The organism is Caulobacter sp. GW821-FHT10E02, from assembly GCF_059415225.1.
The window spans coordinates 542016-559519 of the sequence record NZ_JBWKMV010000002.1 but is presented as its reverse complement, the minus strand read 5'-3'; the positions used below and the strand labels follow the sequence as shown (position 1 = coordinate 559519).

Below are 17504 nucleotides of genomic sequence, written 5' to 3'. Positions count from 1 at the left end.
CCGACGGCTGAAGCGTAGGGTTTGAAGTTCTAAAGTCCGGTTAACCATAAGGCCGGGCCGATGCGGCGCGGCGTCGCAGTGGATGTCAGGCCAGAGCTTCGGCCAGCGCCAGGGCGACGCGGTTGACCTGGTCCAGGTCCATGTCGGCGAAATAGGGCAGGCCCAGGGTCGAGGCGGCGAAGCGTTCGGTCGCCGGCAGGGCGTCGGCCGGGCAATGGGCGAAGGCCGGGGCGCGGTGGCAGCCGTTGCCCCACCAGCGGCGGCTGTCGACGCCTTGGGCCTTCAGGGCCGTTTCGACGGCGGCGGTCGCGCCCTCGGGCAGCTCGACCACGCAGGTGCTGGACACCCAGTCCAGGCCCCAGCCGGGTTGGAAGACGACCGACGGCGTGTGCAGCAGGGCCACCCGCAGGCGCTGGGCGGTGGCGGCGTAGAGCGTGCGGGTCGAGGTCCACTGGTCCAGGGCGGCCAGGCCGACCGCGCAGGTATATTCGCTGAGCTTGGCGTTGTTGGCCGCGAAGCGCGCCTCGCGGTCGCCCATGAAGCCGAAGCTGGTCAGGGCGCGGAAGCGGTCGATGAAGGCCTGGTCTTCGGAAGCGATGAAGCCGCCTTCGCCGACGCCCAGCGACTTGGTGGCGTGCAGGCTGACCATGGTCGGGACCGGGGCGGCGCCGACGCTGTCGAACGAGGCGGCCGCGTCGATGACCACCGGCAGGCCGGTGTCTTCGTGAAGCTTGGCCCAGGGCGCGGGATCCAGCGGCTTGCCGAAGGCGGCCACGGGGATCACCGCCGAGACCGGGCCGGGCGCATGGGCCAGGCGCTCGCGGACATGGTCGGCGTCCAGCACGCCGGTCACCGGATCGACGTCGACGAACCAGGGAACCAGGCCCGCCTGGATCGCGGCGTGGGCGGTGGCGACGAAGGTCCAGGACGGCATGACGCACAGGCCGCCCGGCTTGGCGTCCAGCGCCATCAGGGCCAGGGTCAGGGCCTGGGTGCCGTTGGCGGCGGTGCAGGTCAGGGTCGGGCGGGCGAACCGTGCGGCGAGGCGAGCCTCGAGCTCGACCAGCAGCGGGCCGAAATTGGAGTACCAGCGCTTGGCGTCAATCCGCTCCAGATAGGGCAGGATCGTCTCGGCCGCCGGCATGAACGGCCGGGCCACCGGGACCGGAGAGTCCGAGGGCTGCGGGACGGGCGCCGAGAGGAGAGCGGACGAGTGCACGAAAGCGGATCGCTCGAGGTTGCCGGAAAGTCCGAGTAAGCGCCACGATGGTTAATCGAGGGTTGCGCGAGGTGGTTCGCGGGTGCGGCGGACTGACGCTGCGGGGTCTCGGACGCCCTTAGCGCCCCCTCCGTCACGTCGCCTATCGGCGCCGCGCCACCTCCCCCGCAAGCGGGGCAGGAAGGAATGTCTTCTCCTCCCCTGCGAAGCGGGGGAGGTGGATCGCTGCGGATACGCAGCGAGACGGAGGGGGCGCTCCTACAGCGCGAACACTTCCGTCGTGTCCATGCGCACGCAGCGCAGGGCGCGGGTGGTCTCGTCGGTGGCGCGGTCGGTTTCCGGGCGGAAGCTCAGCAGCAGGGCCCTACGCCGCGCGCCGACGTGGTTGAGGGTGGCGCCGTGCAGCAGGTCGGCGTCGAACACCAGGATGTCGCCCGCCTCGCCCGTGATCGTCAGGGCCAGGGTCTCGTCCGGCTGACCGGGGTCGAGATGGCGCGGGATCACCCGGGTGGCGCCGTTGTCGGGGCCGTAGGGGTCGAGGAAGATCAGGGCGGCGACGCAGTTCGCGCCCAGGCCGTCGCGGTGCAGCGGCTGATGGCCGGCGCCGGGCCGGGGCTCGCGGCCCTCGACCTGGCTGAAGAAGAAGGGCTGGCCGATCAGCCGGCCGGCGGCCGCCAGCAGTTCCGGGACGTGGCAGGCCCGCTGCACGGTCGGATCCAGATCGACCAGGGCGTGGAGCCAGCCCGCTCCCCGGGGCGCGGGCCACTGGACGTTCGTCCCGACGTCGAAGGCGACCCGCAGGGCCTCGCGCCAGGCCTCGGGCACGGCCCCGCGCAGCAGCAGGTAACCGTCGCGGTCGAGGGCGGCGGCCTGCTCGGCGTTCAGCGGTTCGACCTGGGTGAGGGTGTCGGTCATCGGCGCGGACTGTGCCGCTCGCGGCGACGACGCGCAACGTCGCTAAAATCCTCACTGACGAGTGAGTAAATATATGATCCAGTCCGCTCCAACGATAAAACGAGGGAGGAGCGCATGCTCGAGAACATCAGCCGTCGCGCCGTGATCGCGGCCGCAGCCATGGCCGCGCCGACGGTCAGTCTGGCGGCGACGCCGAAGCCCAAACCGCTGCCCAAGGGCTTCCTGTGGGGCACGGCGATCTCGGGCCACCAGAGCGAGGGCAACAACGTCAACGCCGATACTTGGCTGCTCGAGAACCTGACCCCCACCGTCTACAAGGACCGCTCCGGCGACGCCTGCGACAGCTATCACCGCTACGCCGAGGACATCGCCCTGAACGCGGCCCTGGGCTTCAACACCTATCGCTTCGGCATCGAGTGGAGCCGGATCGAGCCCAGCGAGGGCCAGTTCTCCAACGCCGAGCTGGACCACTATGTCCGGGTGCTGGAGGCTTGCCACGCCAAGGGTCAGACGCCGATCGTCACCTTCAACCACTTCTCGGCCCCGCTGTGGTTCTCGATGCGCGGCGGCTGGGAGCGGCCGGACGCCGCCGACCTGTTCGCCCGCTACTGCCAGGTGGTGACCAAGCGCTTCGGCGATCTGATGGGCCGCTGCACCACCTTCAACGAGGCCAATGTCCAGCTGCTGGTCCAGGTGATGGGCGCGATGGCCCCGCCCAATCCGACCCGCGCCAAGATGCTGGACGCCGCGCGCAAGGCGACGGGTTCGGAGCGGTTCATGGCCATGGCCTATTCCAACCCCGAGATCAGCCAGCCGATCATGCTGGAGGCCCACCGCAAGGGCTATCAGGCGATCAAGGCCGAGCGCGGCGCCATCCAGGTCGGGGTCAGCCTGACGACCCAGGAGGTGGCGGCCGTCGGCGAGAACTCGATCGCGCCCCGGATGGAGAAGGCCCTCTACGGCGGCTGGGCCGACGTGGCCCGCACCCACAGCGACTTCACGGGCGTGCAGACCTACACGCGGCTGCTCTATGACGACAAAGGCCTCGTCCCTTGGCCCAAGGGCACGGAGATGACCGCCGCCGGCTACGAGTTCCGGCCCGAGGCGCTGGCGGCGACCATCCGCTGGGCGCACCGAACGATCGGCAAGCCGATCTATGTCACCGAGAGCGGCATCGGCACCGACGACGACGCGCGCCGGATCGTCTTCATCGACCGGGCTCTCGCCGGCGTGCGCCAGTGCCTGGACGAGGGCATCGCGGTGCACGGCTATCTCTACTGGTCGCTGCTGGACAATTTCGAGTGGACGTCCGGCTTCGACAAGCATTTCGGCCTGGTGGCCGTGGACCTGAAGACCTTCAAGCGCACGCCCAAGCCCAGTGCTTACCACCTGGGCCGCATCGCCAAGGGGAACCGGATCTAGCCGCTACAGCCCGCGCAGCCAGGTCAGCAGCTTGCCGGCGTCGGCCGGGTTGCTGTCGGACGATACGGCCTCGACCGGCCGGCGACCCTCCTGGCCGAAGCTGCGCGCCTCGCCGGGCCGCAGGTCGAAGCGGGCGCGGAAGGCGCGGCTGAAATGGGCCTCGGACTGGAAGCCGTGGGCGTAGGCGATCTCGGCCAGCGAGGCCTGCGGCCCGGCGTGCTGGGCGATGACGTTGAAGGCGCGGTCCAGCCGGCGCTGCTGGATGTAGCCCGCCACCCCGTGCTTGCCGTCGAACAGGCGGTAGAGCGTCCGGCGCGAGACGCCCAGATGCGCGCCGACCGAGGCCGGGGTCAGCTCGCGGCTGTCCAGCTGGGAGTCGATATAGCGCCGGGCGATGGCGAACAGCCGGCCTTCGACGGCGCTGGCGTGGGGGGCGTCGGCGTCCGTCCGGCTGCTGATCAGGCCCGCGACCAGGGCGCAAGCGGCCTCGGCGCTGGCCGCGGCCTCGGCCGGGGCCAGGTCGGGCGCGGCCTGGGCCAGACCCTCCAGGTGGGCGACCAGCAGGCGCAGCATGGCGCCGGGCTCGGAGAACACCAGGCCGTGGGCGTCACGGTTGGCGGTCGCGGCCTCCAGCCGCTCGCGCGGCAGGCTGAGCGTGATGGTCTCGAAGTCGCTTTCGCTGACCGTGAACGGCCGGGCCATGTCCAGCACCCGGATCGATCCGGGGCCGCCGCGCGCCTCGCGCCCGTCATAGTCGCCCTGGAAGGTCCCGGAGACCTGCAGGATCACGTGCAGGGCGTCGACGCCGTCCAGCCGGGCCAGGGCGCGCGAGCGCACCAGGGTCCGCGCCGACGACCGGACGCGGGTGATCATGGCCGAGCCCAGATGATAGCCCCGCAGGTCGTCGCGGAATTGCGCCGTGTCCGGAAGAACCACGTCGAACAGCGAGGAGACGCTGGTTCGATAGTGTTCCGCGGCCTCGGCGCCGGCCAGGGTCCAGACGATGCGCTGCACGTAGCTCTCGGAAAGCGTCGCCGTTTTGGGGCGCGCGGTGGGCTTTGAAGGCCCCTGTATAGCGTTACCCGCCATAGTTGTCATCTTTGCGTCGTCCAACCGACAGTTTGGCACGCTGGTGCAAGATTCGTGGCACGTTCAGTCAAAGACGTCGATGTGTTTTACCGGCCAAAATGACGATGGCTGGGCTAAAGTCTCAGACGTGCTTTGACTCCGGTAAGAACATACCGCGCGCAACGACGAGAAATCGAGCGCTTGGCTGTATCGCCGGATGTCGAGGGTGCGACACATGGGTGGGAAGAGCTAGGAAGCTGCGAGACGTCGAATAACAAATACGTGGTCTAGATGATCTCAGCGCTGAATATTCGCCGATTAAGTGTGGTGAATGTCTTGCGTTACGAAGGTTGCGAGTAGCAGTAACCCAAGGTTGAGTAGTTGATTTCCGCGTATATTCGACGCATCGAGCGAACATTGTTCTGTGGGTGAGCGCGTCTAGTCAGCCCCCGCGGAATCTTCGCCATTCAGGACAGCCCGATAGTTTTCAAGGCGCGGAGACTCGCGCCTATTCAAATACTTGGGGTTGATCCATGGCGCTGCTCTATACCAATGGCGACAATGAAACCGATGGTGGCTCGCTGGAGCTGGACGGCGCGTCCGTCATCACCTCGGCGGATGTTGGCGGGACAACCTACGTGTTCGTCGGCGGGGCCGTGGACAACGGCGTCAGCGTCTTCTCGCTCAGCCGGGCCGGCGTTCTGACGAACGTCTACAACGTCACCGACAGCGGTTCGCTGAACCTGGTGGGCGTGACCGGCCTCACCACCGTGATGTCCGGCGGGGCCACCTACCTGGTCGCCGCGGGGACCGGCGACAACGGCCTCAGCGTCTTCCGGGTGGGAACGAACGGCGCCCTGACCAGCGTCTACGACCTGGCGGACAACGGCTCGACCTATCTGAACGGCGTGGCGCGGATGGCCTCGGCCACCGTCGGCGGCTTTGCCTATGTGTTCGCCGCCGGGACGAACGAGGATGGCATCAGCGCGTTCCGCGTCGAGGCCAACGGCGTCCTGACCTCGGTCTCCAACACCCTCGACGGCGGCACGCTGGAGCTGGATGGCGTCCGGGGCCTGACGACGGCGACGATCGGCGCCAACACCTTCCTGTTCGCGGCCGGCAGCGTCGACGACGGCGTCAGCGTCCTGCAGATCAACGCCAACGGCACGCTGACCGAGACGAACTCGGTCACCGACAACGGCACGTTCCGGCTGGACGGCGCCAGCGACGTGGCCACCGCGGTGGTCGGCGGCACGACCTATCTGTTCGTCACCGGTTCGGTCGATGGCGGCGTCAGCGTCTTCTCGGTCAACAGCAGCGGCGTGCTGACCAATGTCGACAATGTCGGCGACACGGCCGGTCTGCGCCTGGCCGGCGCGAACAGCGTGACCGCCACGGCCTTCGGCGGGTCCACCTATCTGACGGTGGGTGGCACCGAGAGCGGCGTCTCGCTGTTCAAGGTCAATAGCGGCGGCACGCTGACCTTCGTGCAGAACGTCGACGACGGCGGCTCGCTGGAGCTGTCCGGCACGACCGCCGTGCACACCGCCTCGGTGGGCGGCGTGAACTACCTGCTGGCCGCCGGCGGCACGGACGACGGCGTCTCGGTGCTGGGCCTGAAGCACAGCGGCCAGCTGTGGGCCCTGACCGACGGCGCGGGATCGCCCGGCGCCGGCGTCGACACCCGCGTGTTCACGATCAACGGCGACGGCTCGAACCAGACGACCGTGGTCGACAACAGCAGCGGGACCAAGTTCGCGCGCGACTATGTGACCGACCTGGGCGTCGACACGGCGGCGGGCTTCTACTTCGCCATCGTCAACAGCGACGACAACGACACCGCTCAACTGGTGCGCGGCCAGATCGGCAGCTCGGCGGCCCCGACGGTCCTGACCAGCTGGGATCCCAAGTTCATCGTCAACTCGCTGCAGGTCGACGCGATCAACCACAAGATCTACGTCGCCTATTTCGACGGCCAGGACGCCAACGGCGCCATCAGCGGCATCAAGGTGTTCACCTACACCTCGGCCGGCGCGGTCACCGACACGGGCTTCCTGACGACCGGCACCACCGACGACCGGCCGCAGCTGGGCGGCTTCGACGTGCTGGATCCGCTGGATTTCGCGCTCGACACCACCAACAACCGGTTGTTCTACAGCGAGCGCGTGGACTGGCTGACGACGGGCCTCTACCGGATCGACCTAGCCAGCCCCAATAGCGCCACGCGCTTGGTCGCCGGCCAGTTCGGCGAGCCTGACGGCAGCGGCAATCCGCCCAACGGCTTCATCGGCGACGTCGAGGTCGATACGGCCAATGGCCGGCTCTATTTCACGACCTCCTCGCAGAATCCGTCCGGCACCGGCAACTATGTCGCCGGTCAGAACGCGCTGTGGATGATCAGCGAGACCGCCAACTCCGCCGCCAGCGCCACCCAGGTGACGCTGTCGGGCCTGCCGGGCGGCAACAAGTTCTATCCGGGCGACATGACGTTCGATCCGGTCACCCGCCAGCTCTATATCGAGAGCGAGGAGACCGACGCCACCGAAGCCGATGACGTCATCTACGTCTTCCAGCTGGACGGGGCCGGCACGACCGCCACCCTGATCAACACCATCGCGCCGAACCCGGCGCTCAGCCACGCCGGCGGCAATATCGAGGGCCTGGCCTTCGCCTCGTTGCCGGTGCTGAGCGTCAGCGGCACGTCCACGGCGGCGGTGGAGCAAGGCAGCGCGGTCACCCTGCTGACCGGCGCCCCGACCATCACCGACAGCGACGGCGGCTATCTGACCGGCGCCACGGTGGCGATCACCGGCGGCAAGTTCACGTCCAACGAAGCCAGCACGGCGGACGACCATCTGGGCATCAGCGGAAACGCCTCGGGCACGATCGGCGCCATCAGCTACAGCTGGAACGCCGCGACCGAGACCCTGACCCTGACCGGCTACGACACCATCGCCAACTACAAGGCGGTGCTGGCCCAGATCAGCTACTGGACCACGGGCGACAACCCGACCAACTACGGCCTCAACACCAACCGGACCATCACCTGGACGGTCAATGACGGCACCGACGCGCCCGGCGGGTCGGTCAACAGCGCCACGACGACCCTGACCATCACCGGCGGCAACGACGCGCCGGTCAACACCGCGCCCGCCGCCATCTCGGCCGCCGAGAACGGCAGCATCGCCGTCACCGGCCTGCAGGTCGCCGACGTCGACACCGCGCCGGGGTCGCAGAACGTGACGGTCACCGTCTCGGCGGGCCACGGCACGGTCACGCTGCTGACCAATGTCGCCAATGGCCTGACCTCGGGCGAGATTTCGGGCAACGGCACGGGCACGGTCACGATCACCGGCACGCTGAACGAGATCAACGCCACCCTGGCGGCGACCAATGGCCTGACCTACACCAACACCGCCTACAACGGCGGTACGGACACCCTGACGGTCGTGACCAACGACGGCGGGGCCAGCGACACCGACAACTACGGCATCACCGTCACCGCCTCGAACGACGCGCCGATCGTGCCGCCCACGGCCACCACGGTGGGCACCACCGAACAGACCCCGGCGATCCTGCTGGGCTCGGTGACGGTCAGCGACGCCGACCTCGACGCCCGCAACGGCAATGCCGGCGACTATGCCGGCGCCAGCTTCACGGTGCAGCGCGCCTCGCCCAACGCGGCCGACACCTTCAGCTTCAACACCAGCGGCGCCCTGTTCACCGTCAGCGGCGGGAACCTGCAGGTCGGCGGCCTGACCGTCGCGACGTTCACCAGCAGCGGCGGCGTCCTGACGATCAACTTCACCAGCTCGGGGACCGCGGCGACCACGGCCCTGGTCAACGACATCATCGACCACATCACCTACACCAACACCAGCGACGCCCCGCCCGCGTCGGTGTCGCTGAACTATGTGCTGAACGACGGCGGCGGCCAGGGGGCCGGCGGCATCCTCACCGACAGCGGCTCGGTGACGGTCAACATCACCGCCACGAACGACAACCATACCGGCGGCGCGTCGATCACCGGCGCGGCGGCGGAGGACCAGGTCCTGACGGCGGTCTCGACCATCGCCGACGTCGATGGCCTGGGTACGCTGCACTACCAGTGGCAGCACGACGTGGGCGGCGGCTACGTCAATGTCGGCGCCGATCAGGCGACCTACACCCTGGGCGACGGCGACATCGGCGGCGTGGTCCGCGTGGTGATCTACTACACCGACGCCGGCGGTACGGTCGAAAGCGCCACCAGCGCGGCCACCGCGGCGGTTTCGGCCACCAACGACGCCCCGACGGGCGGCGTGTCGATCACCGGCACGACCAGCGAGGACCAGGTCGTGACGGCCGACACCTCGACCCTGGCCGATTCCGACGGCCTGGGCACGCTGCACTACGACTGGCAGCGCAATACAGGCTCGGGCTACGTCACCATCGGTGCGGCCGACCAGGCGACCTACACCCTGGGCGACGCCGATGTGGGCGCTCTGATCCGCGTGGTGGTCAGCTACACCGACGGCCAAGGCTTCGCCAACAATGTGACCAGCGCGGGCACCGCGGCTATCGGCGGGGTAAACGACCCGCACACGGGCGGCGCGTCGATCACCGGCACGGCGACCGAGAACCAGGTGCTGACGGCGGTCTCGACCCTGGCCGACGTCGATGGCATCGGGACGCTGCACTACGACTGGCAGCGCGACACCGGGTCTGGCTATGTCAGCACCGGCGCGGCCGACCAGGCGACCTACACCCTGGGTGACGCCGACGTGGGCGGCACGGTCCGGGTGATCATCAGCTACACCGACGCCCAGGGCTTCTCGGAGTCGGCCACGGCGGCCGCGACCGCGGCGGTCGCCGGCGTCGACGACGCCCCGACGGGCGGCGTGTCGCTGACCGGCACGGCGACCGAGAACCAGGTCCTGACGGCCAACACCGCGACCCTGGCCGACGCCGATGGCCTGGGCACGCTGCACTACGACTGGCAGCGCGACTCCGGTTCGGGCTTCGTCACCATCGGCGCGGCCGATCAGGCGACCTACACCCTGGGCGACGCCGACGTCGGCAAGGCCCTGCGCGTGGTGGTCAGCTACACCGACGGCCAGGGCTTCTCCAACAGCGTCAACAGCGCGGGCACGGCGGCGGTCGCCGCGGTCAACGACCCGCACACCGGCGGTTCGTCGATCACCGGCACGGCGACCGAGGACCAGGTGCTGACGGCGGTCTCGACCCTGGCCGACGTCGATGGCCTGGGCACGCTGCACTACCAGTGGCAGCACGATGTCGGCGGCGGCTACGTCAATGTCGGGACCGACTCGGCGAACTACACCCTGGGCGACGCTGACGTGGGCGGCCTGGTCCGCGTCGTGATCAGCTACACCGACGGCCAAGGCTTCTCGGAATCCGCCACCAGCGCCAGCACCGCGGCGATCGCCGGCGTCAACGACGCCCCGACCGGCGGCGCGTCGATCACCGGCACGGTGAGCGAGACCTCGGTGCTGACAGCCGACACCTCGACCCTGGCCGACGCCGATGGCCTGGGCACGCTGCACTACGACTGGCAGCGCGACTCCGGTTCGGGCTTCGTCAGCATCGGCGCGGCCGATCAGGCGACCTACACCCTGGGCAACACCGACGTCGGCAAGACGGTGCGCGTGGTGGTCAGCTATACCGACGCCCAGGGCTTCGCCGACAGCGTCACCAGCGCGGTCACCGCGACCGTGAGCGCGTACAACGATCCGCCGACGGGCGCGGTGTCGATCACCGGCACGACGACCGAGGATCAGGTCCTGACGGCCGACGCCTCGACCGTGGCCGACACCGACGGCCTGGGCACGCTGCACTACGACTGGCAGCGCAACACGGGCTCGGGCTATGTCAGCATCGGCGCGGCCGACCTGGCGACCTACACCCTGGGTGACGCCGACGTGGGCGGCCTGATCCGGGTGGTGGTCAGCTACACCGACGGCCAAGGCTTCGCCAACAGCATCAACAGCGCGGGCACGGCGGCGATCGCCGGGGTCAACGACGCCCATACGGGCGGCGCGTCGATCACCGGCACGGCGACCGAAGACCAGGTCCTGACGGCGGTCTCGACCCTGGCCGATGTCGATGGCCTGGGCACGCTGCACTACCAGTGGCAGCGCGACGTGGGCGCCGGCTTCGTCAATGTCGGGACCGACCAGGCGACCTACACCCTGGGTGACTCCGACGTGGGCGGCGTGGTCCGGGTGGTGGTCAGCTACACCGACGGCCAAGGCTTCACGGAGTCGGCCACGACGGCCGCGACGTCGGCGGTCACGGCCACCAACGACGCCCCGACCGGCGGCGTGTCGATCACCGGCACGGCGACCGAGGATCAGGTGCTGACGGCGGTCTCGACCCTGGTCGATGTCGATGGTCTTGGCACGCTGCACTACGATTGGCAGCGCAACACCGGCTCGGGCTATGTCAGCATCGGCGCCGCCGACCAGGCGACCTACACCTTGGGCGACGCCGACGTGGCGGGCCTGATCCGCGTGGTGGTCAGCTACACCGACGGCCAGGGTTTCGCCAACAACGCCACGAGCTCGGGCACGGCGGCCATCGCCGGGGTCAATGACGGGCACACCGGCGGCGCGTCGGTCACCGGCACGGCGACCGAGAATCAGGTCCTGACCGCGGTCTCGACCCTGGCCGATGTCGATGGCCTGGGCACGCTGCACTACACCTGGCAGCGCGACACGGGGTCGGGCTTCGTCAACACCGGCGCGGCCGACCAGGCCACCTACACCCTGGGCGACGCCGACGTCGGCGGCGTGGTCCGCGTGGTGATCAGCTACACCGACGGCCAGGGCTTCTCGGAATCGGCCACCAGCGCCAGCACCGCGGCGGTGGCGGCGGTCAACGACGTCCCGACCGGCGGCGCGACGATCACCGGCACGGCGACCGAGAACCAGGTCCTGACGGCCAACACCTCGACCCTGGCCGACGCCGATGGCCTGGGCACGCTGCACTACGACTGGCAGCGCGACACTGGGGCTGGCTATGTCAGCATCGGCGCGGCCGACCAGGCGACCTACACCCTGGGCGACGCCGACGTGACGAGCCTGATCCGGGTGGTGGTCAGCTACACCGACGGTCAGGGCTTCTCCAACAGCGTCACCAGCGCGGGCACGGCGGCGGTCGCCGCGGTCAACGACCCGCACACGGGCGGCGTGTCGATCACCGGCACGGCGACCGAGGACCAGGTGCTGACGGCGGTCTCGACCCTGGCCGACGTCGATGGCCTGGGCACGTTGCACTACCAGTGGCAACGCGACACCGGGTCAGGCTTCGTCGCCACCGGCGCGGCCGACCAGGCGACCTATACCCTGGGTGACGCCGACGTCGGCGGCGTGGTCCGGGTGGTGGTCAGCTACACCGACGGCCAGGGCTTCTCGGAATCGGCCACCAGCGCGGCCACCGCGGCGATCGTCAACGTCAACGACGCGCCGACCGGGACCGTGTCGATCAGCGGCTCGGCGACGCCCGGCCAGACCCTGACGGCCGGCAACAGCCTGGTCGACAACGATGGTCTCGGGACCATCAGCTATCAGTGGAAGTCGAACGGGACCAACATCGGCGGCGCCACGGGTTCGACCCTGGTCCTGGCGGCAAGCGACCTCGGCGCGTCGATCAGCGTGGTGGCCAGCTATACCGACGGGCACGGCACGGCCGAGAGCGTCGCCTCCACGACGGTCACCGTCTCCCCGGACACGCCGCCGCCGACCACCACGACGACCATCATCGATGGCGCGCCCGTGGAGACCATCAAGACCACCAATCCGGACGGGTCGGTCACCCAGACCACGACCATCTCGCCGGTGACGCCGGCGGCGACCGAACAGACCGCCGACATCCCGCTGTTCACCCAGAACGGCGAGTCGCTGCTGTCGGTGTCGGCCCCGATCGGCTTCAGCATGACCATCTCCGGCAACGCCGCGCCGGAGGCGCCCGGCAGCGTGCTCGACGACCTGGTCACGGCGATCCGCGGCGCGGGCGGCGACACCAGCCAGACCGGCGCGGGCGGCGACTTCCTCAACACCCTGACCCCGGACTCGCGCGTCCTGGTGCAGACGATCGTCCCGACCGTCTCGTCCAGCGCCGGGACCAATATCCCGCTGACCTTCGAAGGCAGCCCGCCCACCAACGGCGTCTTCACCGCCCTGGTGCTGGACGTCAGCAACCTGCCGTCCGGGACGATCATCAACCTCAACAACATCGACTTCGTCACCATCATCGGCGCCACCCAGGTCGGCGGCGGCGAGGGCTCGCAGGTCGTGTTCGGCGACAACGAGGACCAGTACATCGTGCTGGGCGCCGACGATGACGTCCTGCACGGCGGCGGCGGCAGGGACACCGTCGGGTCGAAGGGCGGCAACGACAAGATCTACGGTGACGCCGGCGACGACACGCTGTTCGGCGGCGAGGGCAACGACTTGATGGACGGCGGCACGGGCAACGACACCGTGCTGATGGGCGGTAACCTGAAGGACTACATCTTCTACCACACCGGCGCCGGCCTGCAGTCCGCCAGCTTCGAAGGCGACGACACCATGATCAACGTCGAGACGTTGAAGATGGTGGACGGCACGGCGATCACCGACCTCAATAAGCTCGTCCAGGGCACCACGTCGGTGGCGGTGATGACCTACGAGTTCTTCACCGGCAAGACGCCGACGGCGGCGGGCCTGGAGTACCTCCTGCACGCCCCGAACACGGTCAACGCCAACGACCTGAGCGACCCCTATTATACGAAGTTCAACGTCGACAACCGCTACATCAACTTCGCGATCAACCTGGCTTCACCCCAGGGCCAGGCCCACACCTGGTTCGAGGCCAACTACGGGGCGCTGAACTTCGAGCAGACGATCACCAAGGCCTACAAGGAGATCTTCGGGGTCACCCTGGCCAACGACAAGATGCAGCACCTGCTCTACGATCAGGTCGGCGGCAACATGACCCGCCTGCACTACTTCGAGCTGTTCGCGGGCTCGGCGGAAGGCGCCAAGGCCGGGATCATCGGCTGGCTGCTGGCCGCGGCGGTGCTGGAGAACACCGGCCGTTACGCGGCGGCCAACACCGCCTTCCTCAACGACTTCGCCGACGGCAACGCTCAGCTGAACGTCGATCTGGTGGGCGTCTATGGCGACGGCCACGCCTGGGGGACGCTGAACTAGGAGGGGCCCCCGCCCTCGTGGCGGGAACTCTTTGGTTCGGCTGATGGGTGAGGCGCAGGCGGACCGCCCGGCGGTCCGCCCCTACCGCTTCCGTGGCGGAGGGGGACGGGCTTCCGAGCGCCTTGTCCCCCGCGCGAGAAGGGTATCCGCGCGGGGTGGTTGGAGGACATCAAACCGCCACCCAAAAACCGGACAGCGATTGCCTATCGAGAGGCCCGCAACGCGCGGTTGACATTGAATTACGCATGTAATTTACATTGCGTATTGTCGGCCAGCCCAAGGGTAGAAATGAGCATTCGAAACGGCCTCATGGCTCTGGCCGCCCTTGCGCTCGCCTTCCCGGCCTTCGCGGCATCACCCACGCTCAGGGTTGTTTCCGAAGGTCCCGCGCCGCAGAGGCGCGCGGTGCAGTTGATCGTGCATTCCGAGCGGGCGGGCCGCGATTTCCAGGTCCAGATTACCGCGCCCGGCACGCCGCCTATCCTGCCGGGCCAGACCGCTCCGGCGATATACGTGCTGGACGGCGGATACGACATCGCCGGGCCTACGGGCTGGCTGTTGGGCGGCGCCGGCGCGATGGCTCCGGCCTATGTGATTACGATCGGCTATCCGCCCGGCGGTCCGTCCACCCGCGAGCATGACCTGCTGTTCGCGCCCGGAACCCGCCCCGACGGCACGGTGGCCAAGGGCGGCGGAGGGGCGGGGTTTCGAGCCTTCCTCCTGGAAGAACTCAAACCTCTCATGGAGGCCCGCTATCCGCTCGATTCCAAATTCGCGGTGCTATTTGGTCATTCGCTGTCGGGAATCTTCACGGCGAACATGCTGGCCGATAGCCCCGAGGCCTTTTCCGGCTACCTGATCGCCAGTCCTTCCCTTTGGGCGGACCCGAGCGTGATCGATCGCCTGAAGACCGCCGCCGCCCGCGCGCCAGGCCGGAAGGTGTTCGTCGCCTGGGGCGCCAAGGAAGAGGCCTACATGGTCGACGGCGGGGAGAAGATTTCGGCCGCCCTGGCGAGCGCGCCCGAGCGCCTGATCCTGAAGACCAGGGCCTTCGAAGGCGAGACCCATATCTCGTACTATCCGCTCGTGATGCCGGCGGCCCTTCCGTTCCTGCTTCCGCGCGCACAGCCCATCAGACATCCTTCGCCGATCAACCTGACGCGCGAGCAAACCCAACGCTACTTCGGGATCTATGTCCTGTCGGATGGCCGCGAGGTCACCATCGGCGAAGACGAGGACGGCGTGCTGCTGGAGGTCGATGGCGCTCCGCCCGCCAATATCCACGCTGAGGCCTTGGACCGCTTCTACATCCATGGCGTCGATGCGCGGATCACCTTCGACGCGGGACCAGGGCCAGCCAGGGCGATGATCTTCTATGTCAACGGAACCGAGGCGCGCGCGGTGCGGAAGTAGCGCGTAAGCGGTCGGAAGCAGGTCCGCCCTGGGTCGATCGCCGCCCCCATCCGCCCAACGAAAAAGGGCCGGCGTCGCCGCCAGCCCTTTCCCAACTCTGATCCGTAGTCGCGACTACCAGATCTTCACCCGGTCGGCCGGGGCGACGTACAGCTTGTCGCCCGGCTTGATGTCGAAGGCGCTGTACCAGCCCGGCTGGTTCCGGACGGTGCCGTTGACGCGGTAGACGGCCGGCGAGTGCGGGTCGCTGGCGATCTGCTGCTTCAGGGCGTCGTCGCGCGACTTCTGGCGCCACACCTGGGCCCAGCCCAGATAGACGCGCTGGTCGCCGGTGAAGCCGTCCAGGACCGGCGAGGGCTTGCCCTGCAGCGACACGTGGTAGGCGTCCAGGCCAAAGCCCAGGCCGCTCAGGTCGCCGATGTTCTCGCCCATGGTCAGGTCGCCGTTGACGTGCATGCCCGGGAAGGGCTCGAACGCCGAGTACTGGGCGCCCAGCTTGTTCTTCTGGACCTCGAACTTGGCGGCGTCTTCCGCCGTCCACCAGTCGCGCAGCACGCCGTCGCCGTCGGACTTGCGGCCCTGGTCGTCGAAGCCGTGGCCGATCTCGTGGCCGATCACGCCGCCGATGCCGCCGTAGTTGACGGCCGGGTCCGCGTCCGGATGGAAGAACGGCGCCTGCAGGATGGCGGCCGGGAACACGATCTCGTTGTTGACCGAGTTGTAGTAGGCGTTGACCGTCTGCGGGGTCATGCCCCACTCGGACTTGTCGACCGGCTGGTTCAGGCGCTCGACGTCGTGACGGTAGTCCCAGGCGGACTCGCGCAGGGCGTTGCCATAGGCGTCGCCGTCCTTGATCTCCAGCTTGGAATAGTCACGCCACTTGTCGGGATAGCCGATCTTGACGGTGAACTTGTTCAGCTTGTCCTGGGCCCGGGCCTTGGTCTCCGGACCCATCCAGTCCGACGCCTCGATGCGGGTCTTCAGGACGGTGCGGATGTCGCCGACCAGGGCGACCATCTTGGCCTTGGAGGCCGGCGGGAAGTAGGCGGCGACATATTCCTTGCCGACCGCTTCGCCCAGCATGCCGTTGACCTGGGCGACGCCGCGCTTCCAGCGGGGCTTCTGCTCGGGCTGGCCGGCCAGGGCCTTGTTGCGGAACTCGTAGTTGGCGTCGGCGAAGCGCTTGGACAGCATCGGCGAGGCGCCGTCGATCACCTTGAACGCCTGCCAGGCCTTCAGGGTCTCGATCGGGGTGTCGGCATAGATCTTGGCGTACTTCGGGAACGAGGTGTTGGTCGTCACGATGAAGCGGTTGACCTTCGGCAGCTCGGTGCCGACCAGGTACTTGTTCCAGTCATAACCCGGAGTCTGGGCCTGCAGCTCGGCCAGGGTGGCCGGGTTGTAGGTCTTGTCGCGGTCGCGGCGCTCGACGCGGCTCCACGAGGCTTCGGCCAGCTTGGTCTCGAAGTCGACCACGGCCTTGGCGTTCTCGGCCGGCTTCTCCCAGCCGCCCAGGGTCAGCATCTTCTCGACATAGGCGAGGTACGCCGTCTTCTTGTCGGCGAACTTGGGGCTCAGATAGTAGTCGCGGTCGGGCAGGGACAGGCCGCCGGTCGAGGCGTAGACGGCGTAGGCCTGCGGGTTCTTGGCGTCGGTCGAGATGCCGAGGCCAATCAGCGCCGAATAGGGCGTGGTCGAGCTCTTGCCCATCAGGGCGGTGAACTCGTCCTTGGTCTTGATCTTCTGCACGCCGGCCAGCCACGGCTTGATCGGGGCGGCGTCCAGCTTCTCGATGGCGGCCTCGTCCATGAAGGCGCGATAGGCGGCGCCGATCTTGGCCTTCTCACCGGTGGCGGTCTTGTCGTTGGCCGTGGCCTCGATCAGCGCCTTGGTGCGGGCTTCCGACAGCTCCGACAGCTTGTCGAAATTGCCGTAGCGGGTGCGGTCCGACGGGATCACCGTCTTGGCGTCCCAGGCGCCGTTGGCGAACTTGTAGAAGTCGTCGCCCGGCTTCACCGAGGTGTCCATGCCCGAGATGTCGAAGCCCCAGGTCCCGTAGCGCGGGGATTCCAGCGAGGTGACGTCGCCCGAGGCGGCGCCTTCCGCCAGCGCCGGCAGCAGCGATTGGATCGTGCAGGCGTCGTTGACGCAGGGGTGTTCTTCGTGGGCCTGGGCCCCGAAGGCCGACAGGGACAGCGCGGCCATCGCCGCGGCGCCGAACCAAACTCGTTTCATGGAAGTCGCATCCGTTGGTGTGAGCTGGCGGCAATCTG

The 17504-nt window shown here is 68.4% G+C and carries 7 protein-coding genes; 3 read left to right on the top strand and 4 right to left on the bottom strand.

Annotated features, from left to right (window positions below):
* Window positions 1-85 precede the first annotated feature (85 nt).
* The gene (locus AC07NI_RS12375; RefSeq protein ID WP_494619236.1) at window positions 86-1219 is read right to left on the bottom strand and encodes a DegT/DnrJ/EryC1/StrS family aminotransferase; all 1134 of its coding nucleotides are present in this window, start codon (window positions 1217-1219) and stop codon (window positions 86-88) included.
* Window positions 1220-1477: 258 nt separating this feature from the next.
* Window positions 1478-2134 (bottom strand): phytanoyl-CoA dioxygenase family protein, encoded by a 657-nt coding sequence (locus AC07NI_RS12370; RefSeq protein ID WP_494619232.1) that lies wholly within the window; start codon window positions 2132-2134, stop codon window positions 1478-1480.
* Window positions 2135-2248: 114 nt separating this feature from the next.
* Here AC07NI_RS12370 and AC07NI_RS12365 point away from each other — a divergent pair, with 114 nt between their 5' ends.
* Entirely contained in the window at window positions 2249-3556 is a 1308-nt protein-coding gene (locus tag AC07NI_RS12365; protein WP_494619230.1) for a glycoside hydrolase family 1 protein, read from the top strand.
* A gap of 3 nt (window positions 3557-3559) precedes the next feature.
* Here AC07NI_RS12365 and AC07NI_RS12360 read toward each other — a convergent pair whose 3' ends face one another.
* Window positions 3560-4570 carry an AraC-like ligand-binding domain-containing protein gene (locus AC07NI_RS12360; protein WP_494619228.1) on the bottom strand — a complete coding sequence of 337 codons (1011 nt, stop codon included), beginning with the start codon at window positions 4568-4570 and terminating at the stop codon, window positions 3560-3562.
* A gap of 587 nt (window positions 4571-5157) precedes the next feature.
* On the opposite strand from AC07NI_RS12360, the gene AC07NI_RS12355 reads away from it, so the two are divergent.
* Window positions 5158-13818, top strand: a complete 8661-nt coding sequence (locus tag AC07NI_RS12355) for a hemolysin-type calcium-binding protein (RefSeq protein WP_494619226.1) — start codon at window positions 5158-5160, stop codon at window positions 13816-13818.
* A gap of 309 nt (window positions 13819-14127) precedes the next feature.
* On the top strand, window positions 14128-15231 hold the full coding sequence (locus AC07NI_RS12350; RefSeq protein WP_494619224.1) for an alpha/beta hydrolase: 1104 nt from the start codon (window positions 14128-14130) through the stop codon (window positions 15229-15231).
* 114 nt (window positions 15232-15345) lie between these two features.
* On the opposite strand, the gene AC07NI_RS12345 is transcribed toward AC07NI_RS12350, so the two are convergent.
* The gene (locus AC07NI_RS12345) at window positions 15346-17466 is read right to left on the bottom strand and encodes a M13 family metallopeptidase (protein WP_494619222.1); all 2121 of its coding nucleotides are present in this window, start codon (window positions 17464-17466) and stop codon (window positions 15346-15348) included.
* Window positions 17467-17504 lie beyond the last annotated feature (38 nt).

Excerpts from the sequence above, each read along its gene's own strand:
- AC07NI_RS12350 (WP_494619224.1), top strand. The coding sequence starts at position 14,128 with ATGGCTCTGGCCGCCCTTGCGCTCGCCTTCCCGGCCTTCGCGGCATCA.
- AC07NI_RS12365 (WP_494619230.1), top strand. The coding sequence starts at position 2,249 with ATGCTCGAGAACATCAGCCGTCGCGCCGTGATCGCGGCCGCAGCCATG.
- AC07NI_RS12345 (WP_494619222.1), bottom strand. The coding sequence starts at position 17,466 with ATGAAACGAGTTTGGTTCGGCGCCGCGGCGATGGCCGCGCTGTCCCTG.
- AC07NI_RS12355 (WP_494619226.1), top strand. The coding sequence starts at position 5,158 with ATGGCGCTGCTCTATACCAATGGCGACAATGAAACCGATGGTGGCTCG.
- AC07NI_RS12370 (WP_494619232.1), bottom strand. The coding sequence starts at position 2,134 with ATGACCGACACCCTCACCCAGGTCGAACCGCTGAACGCCGAGCAGGCC.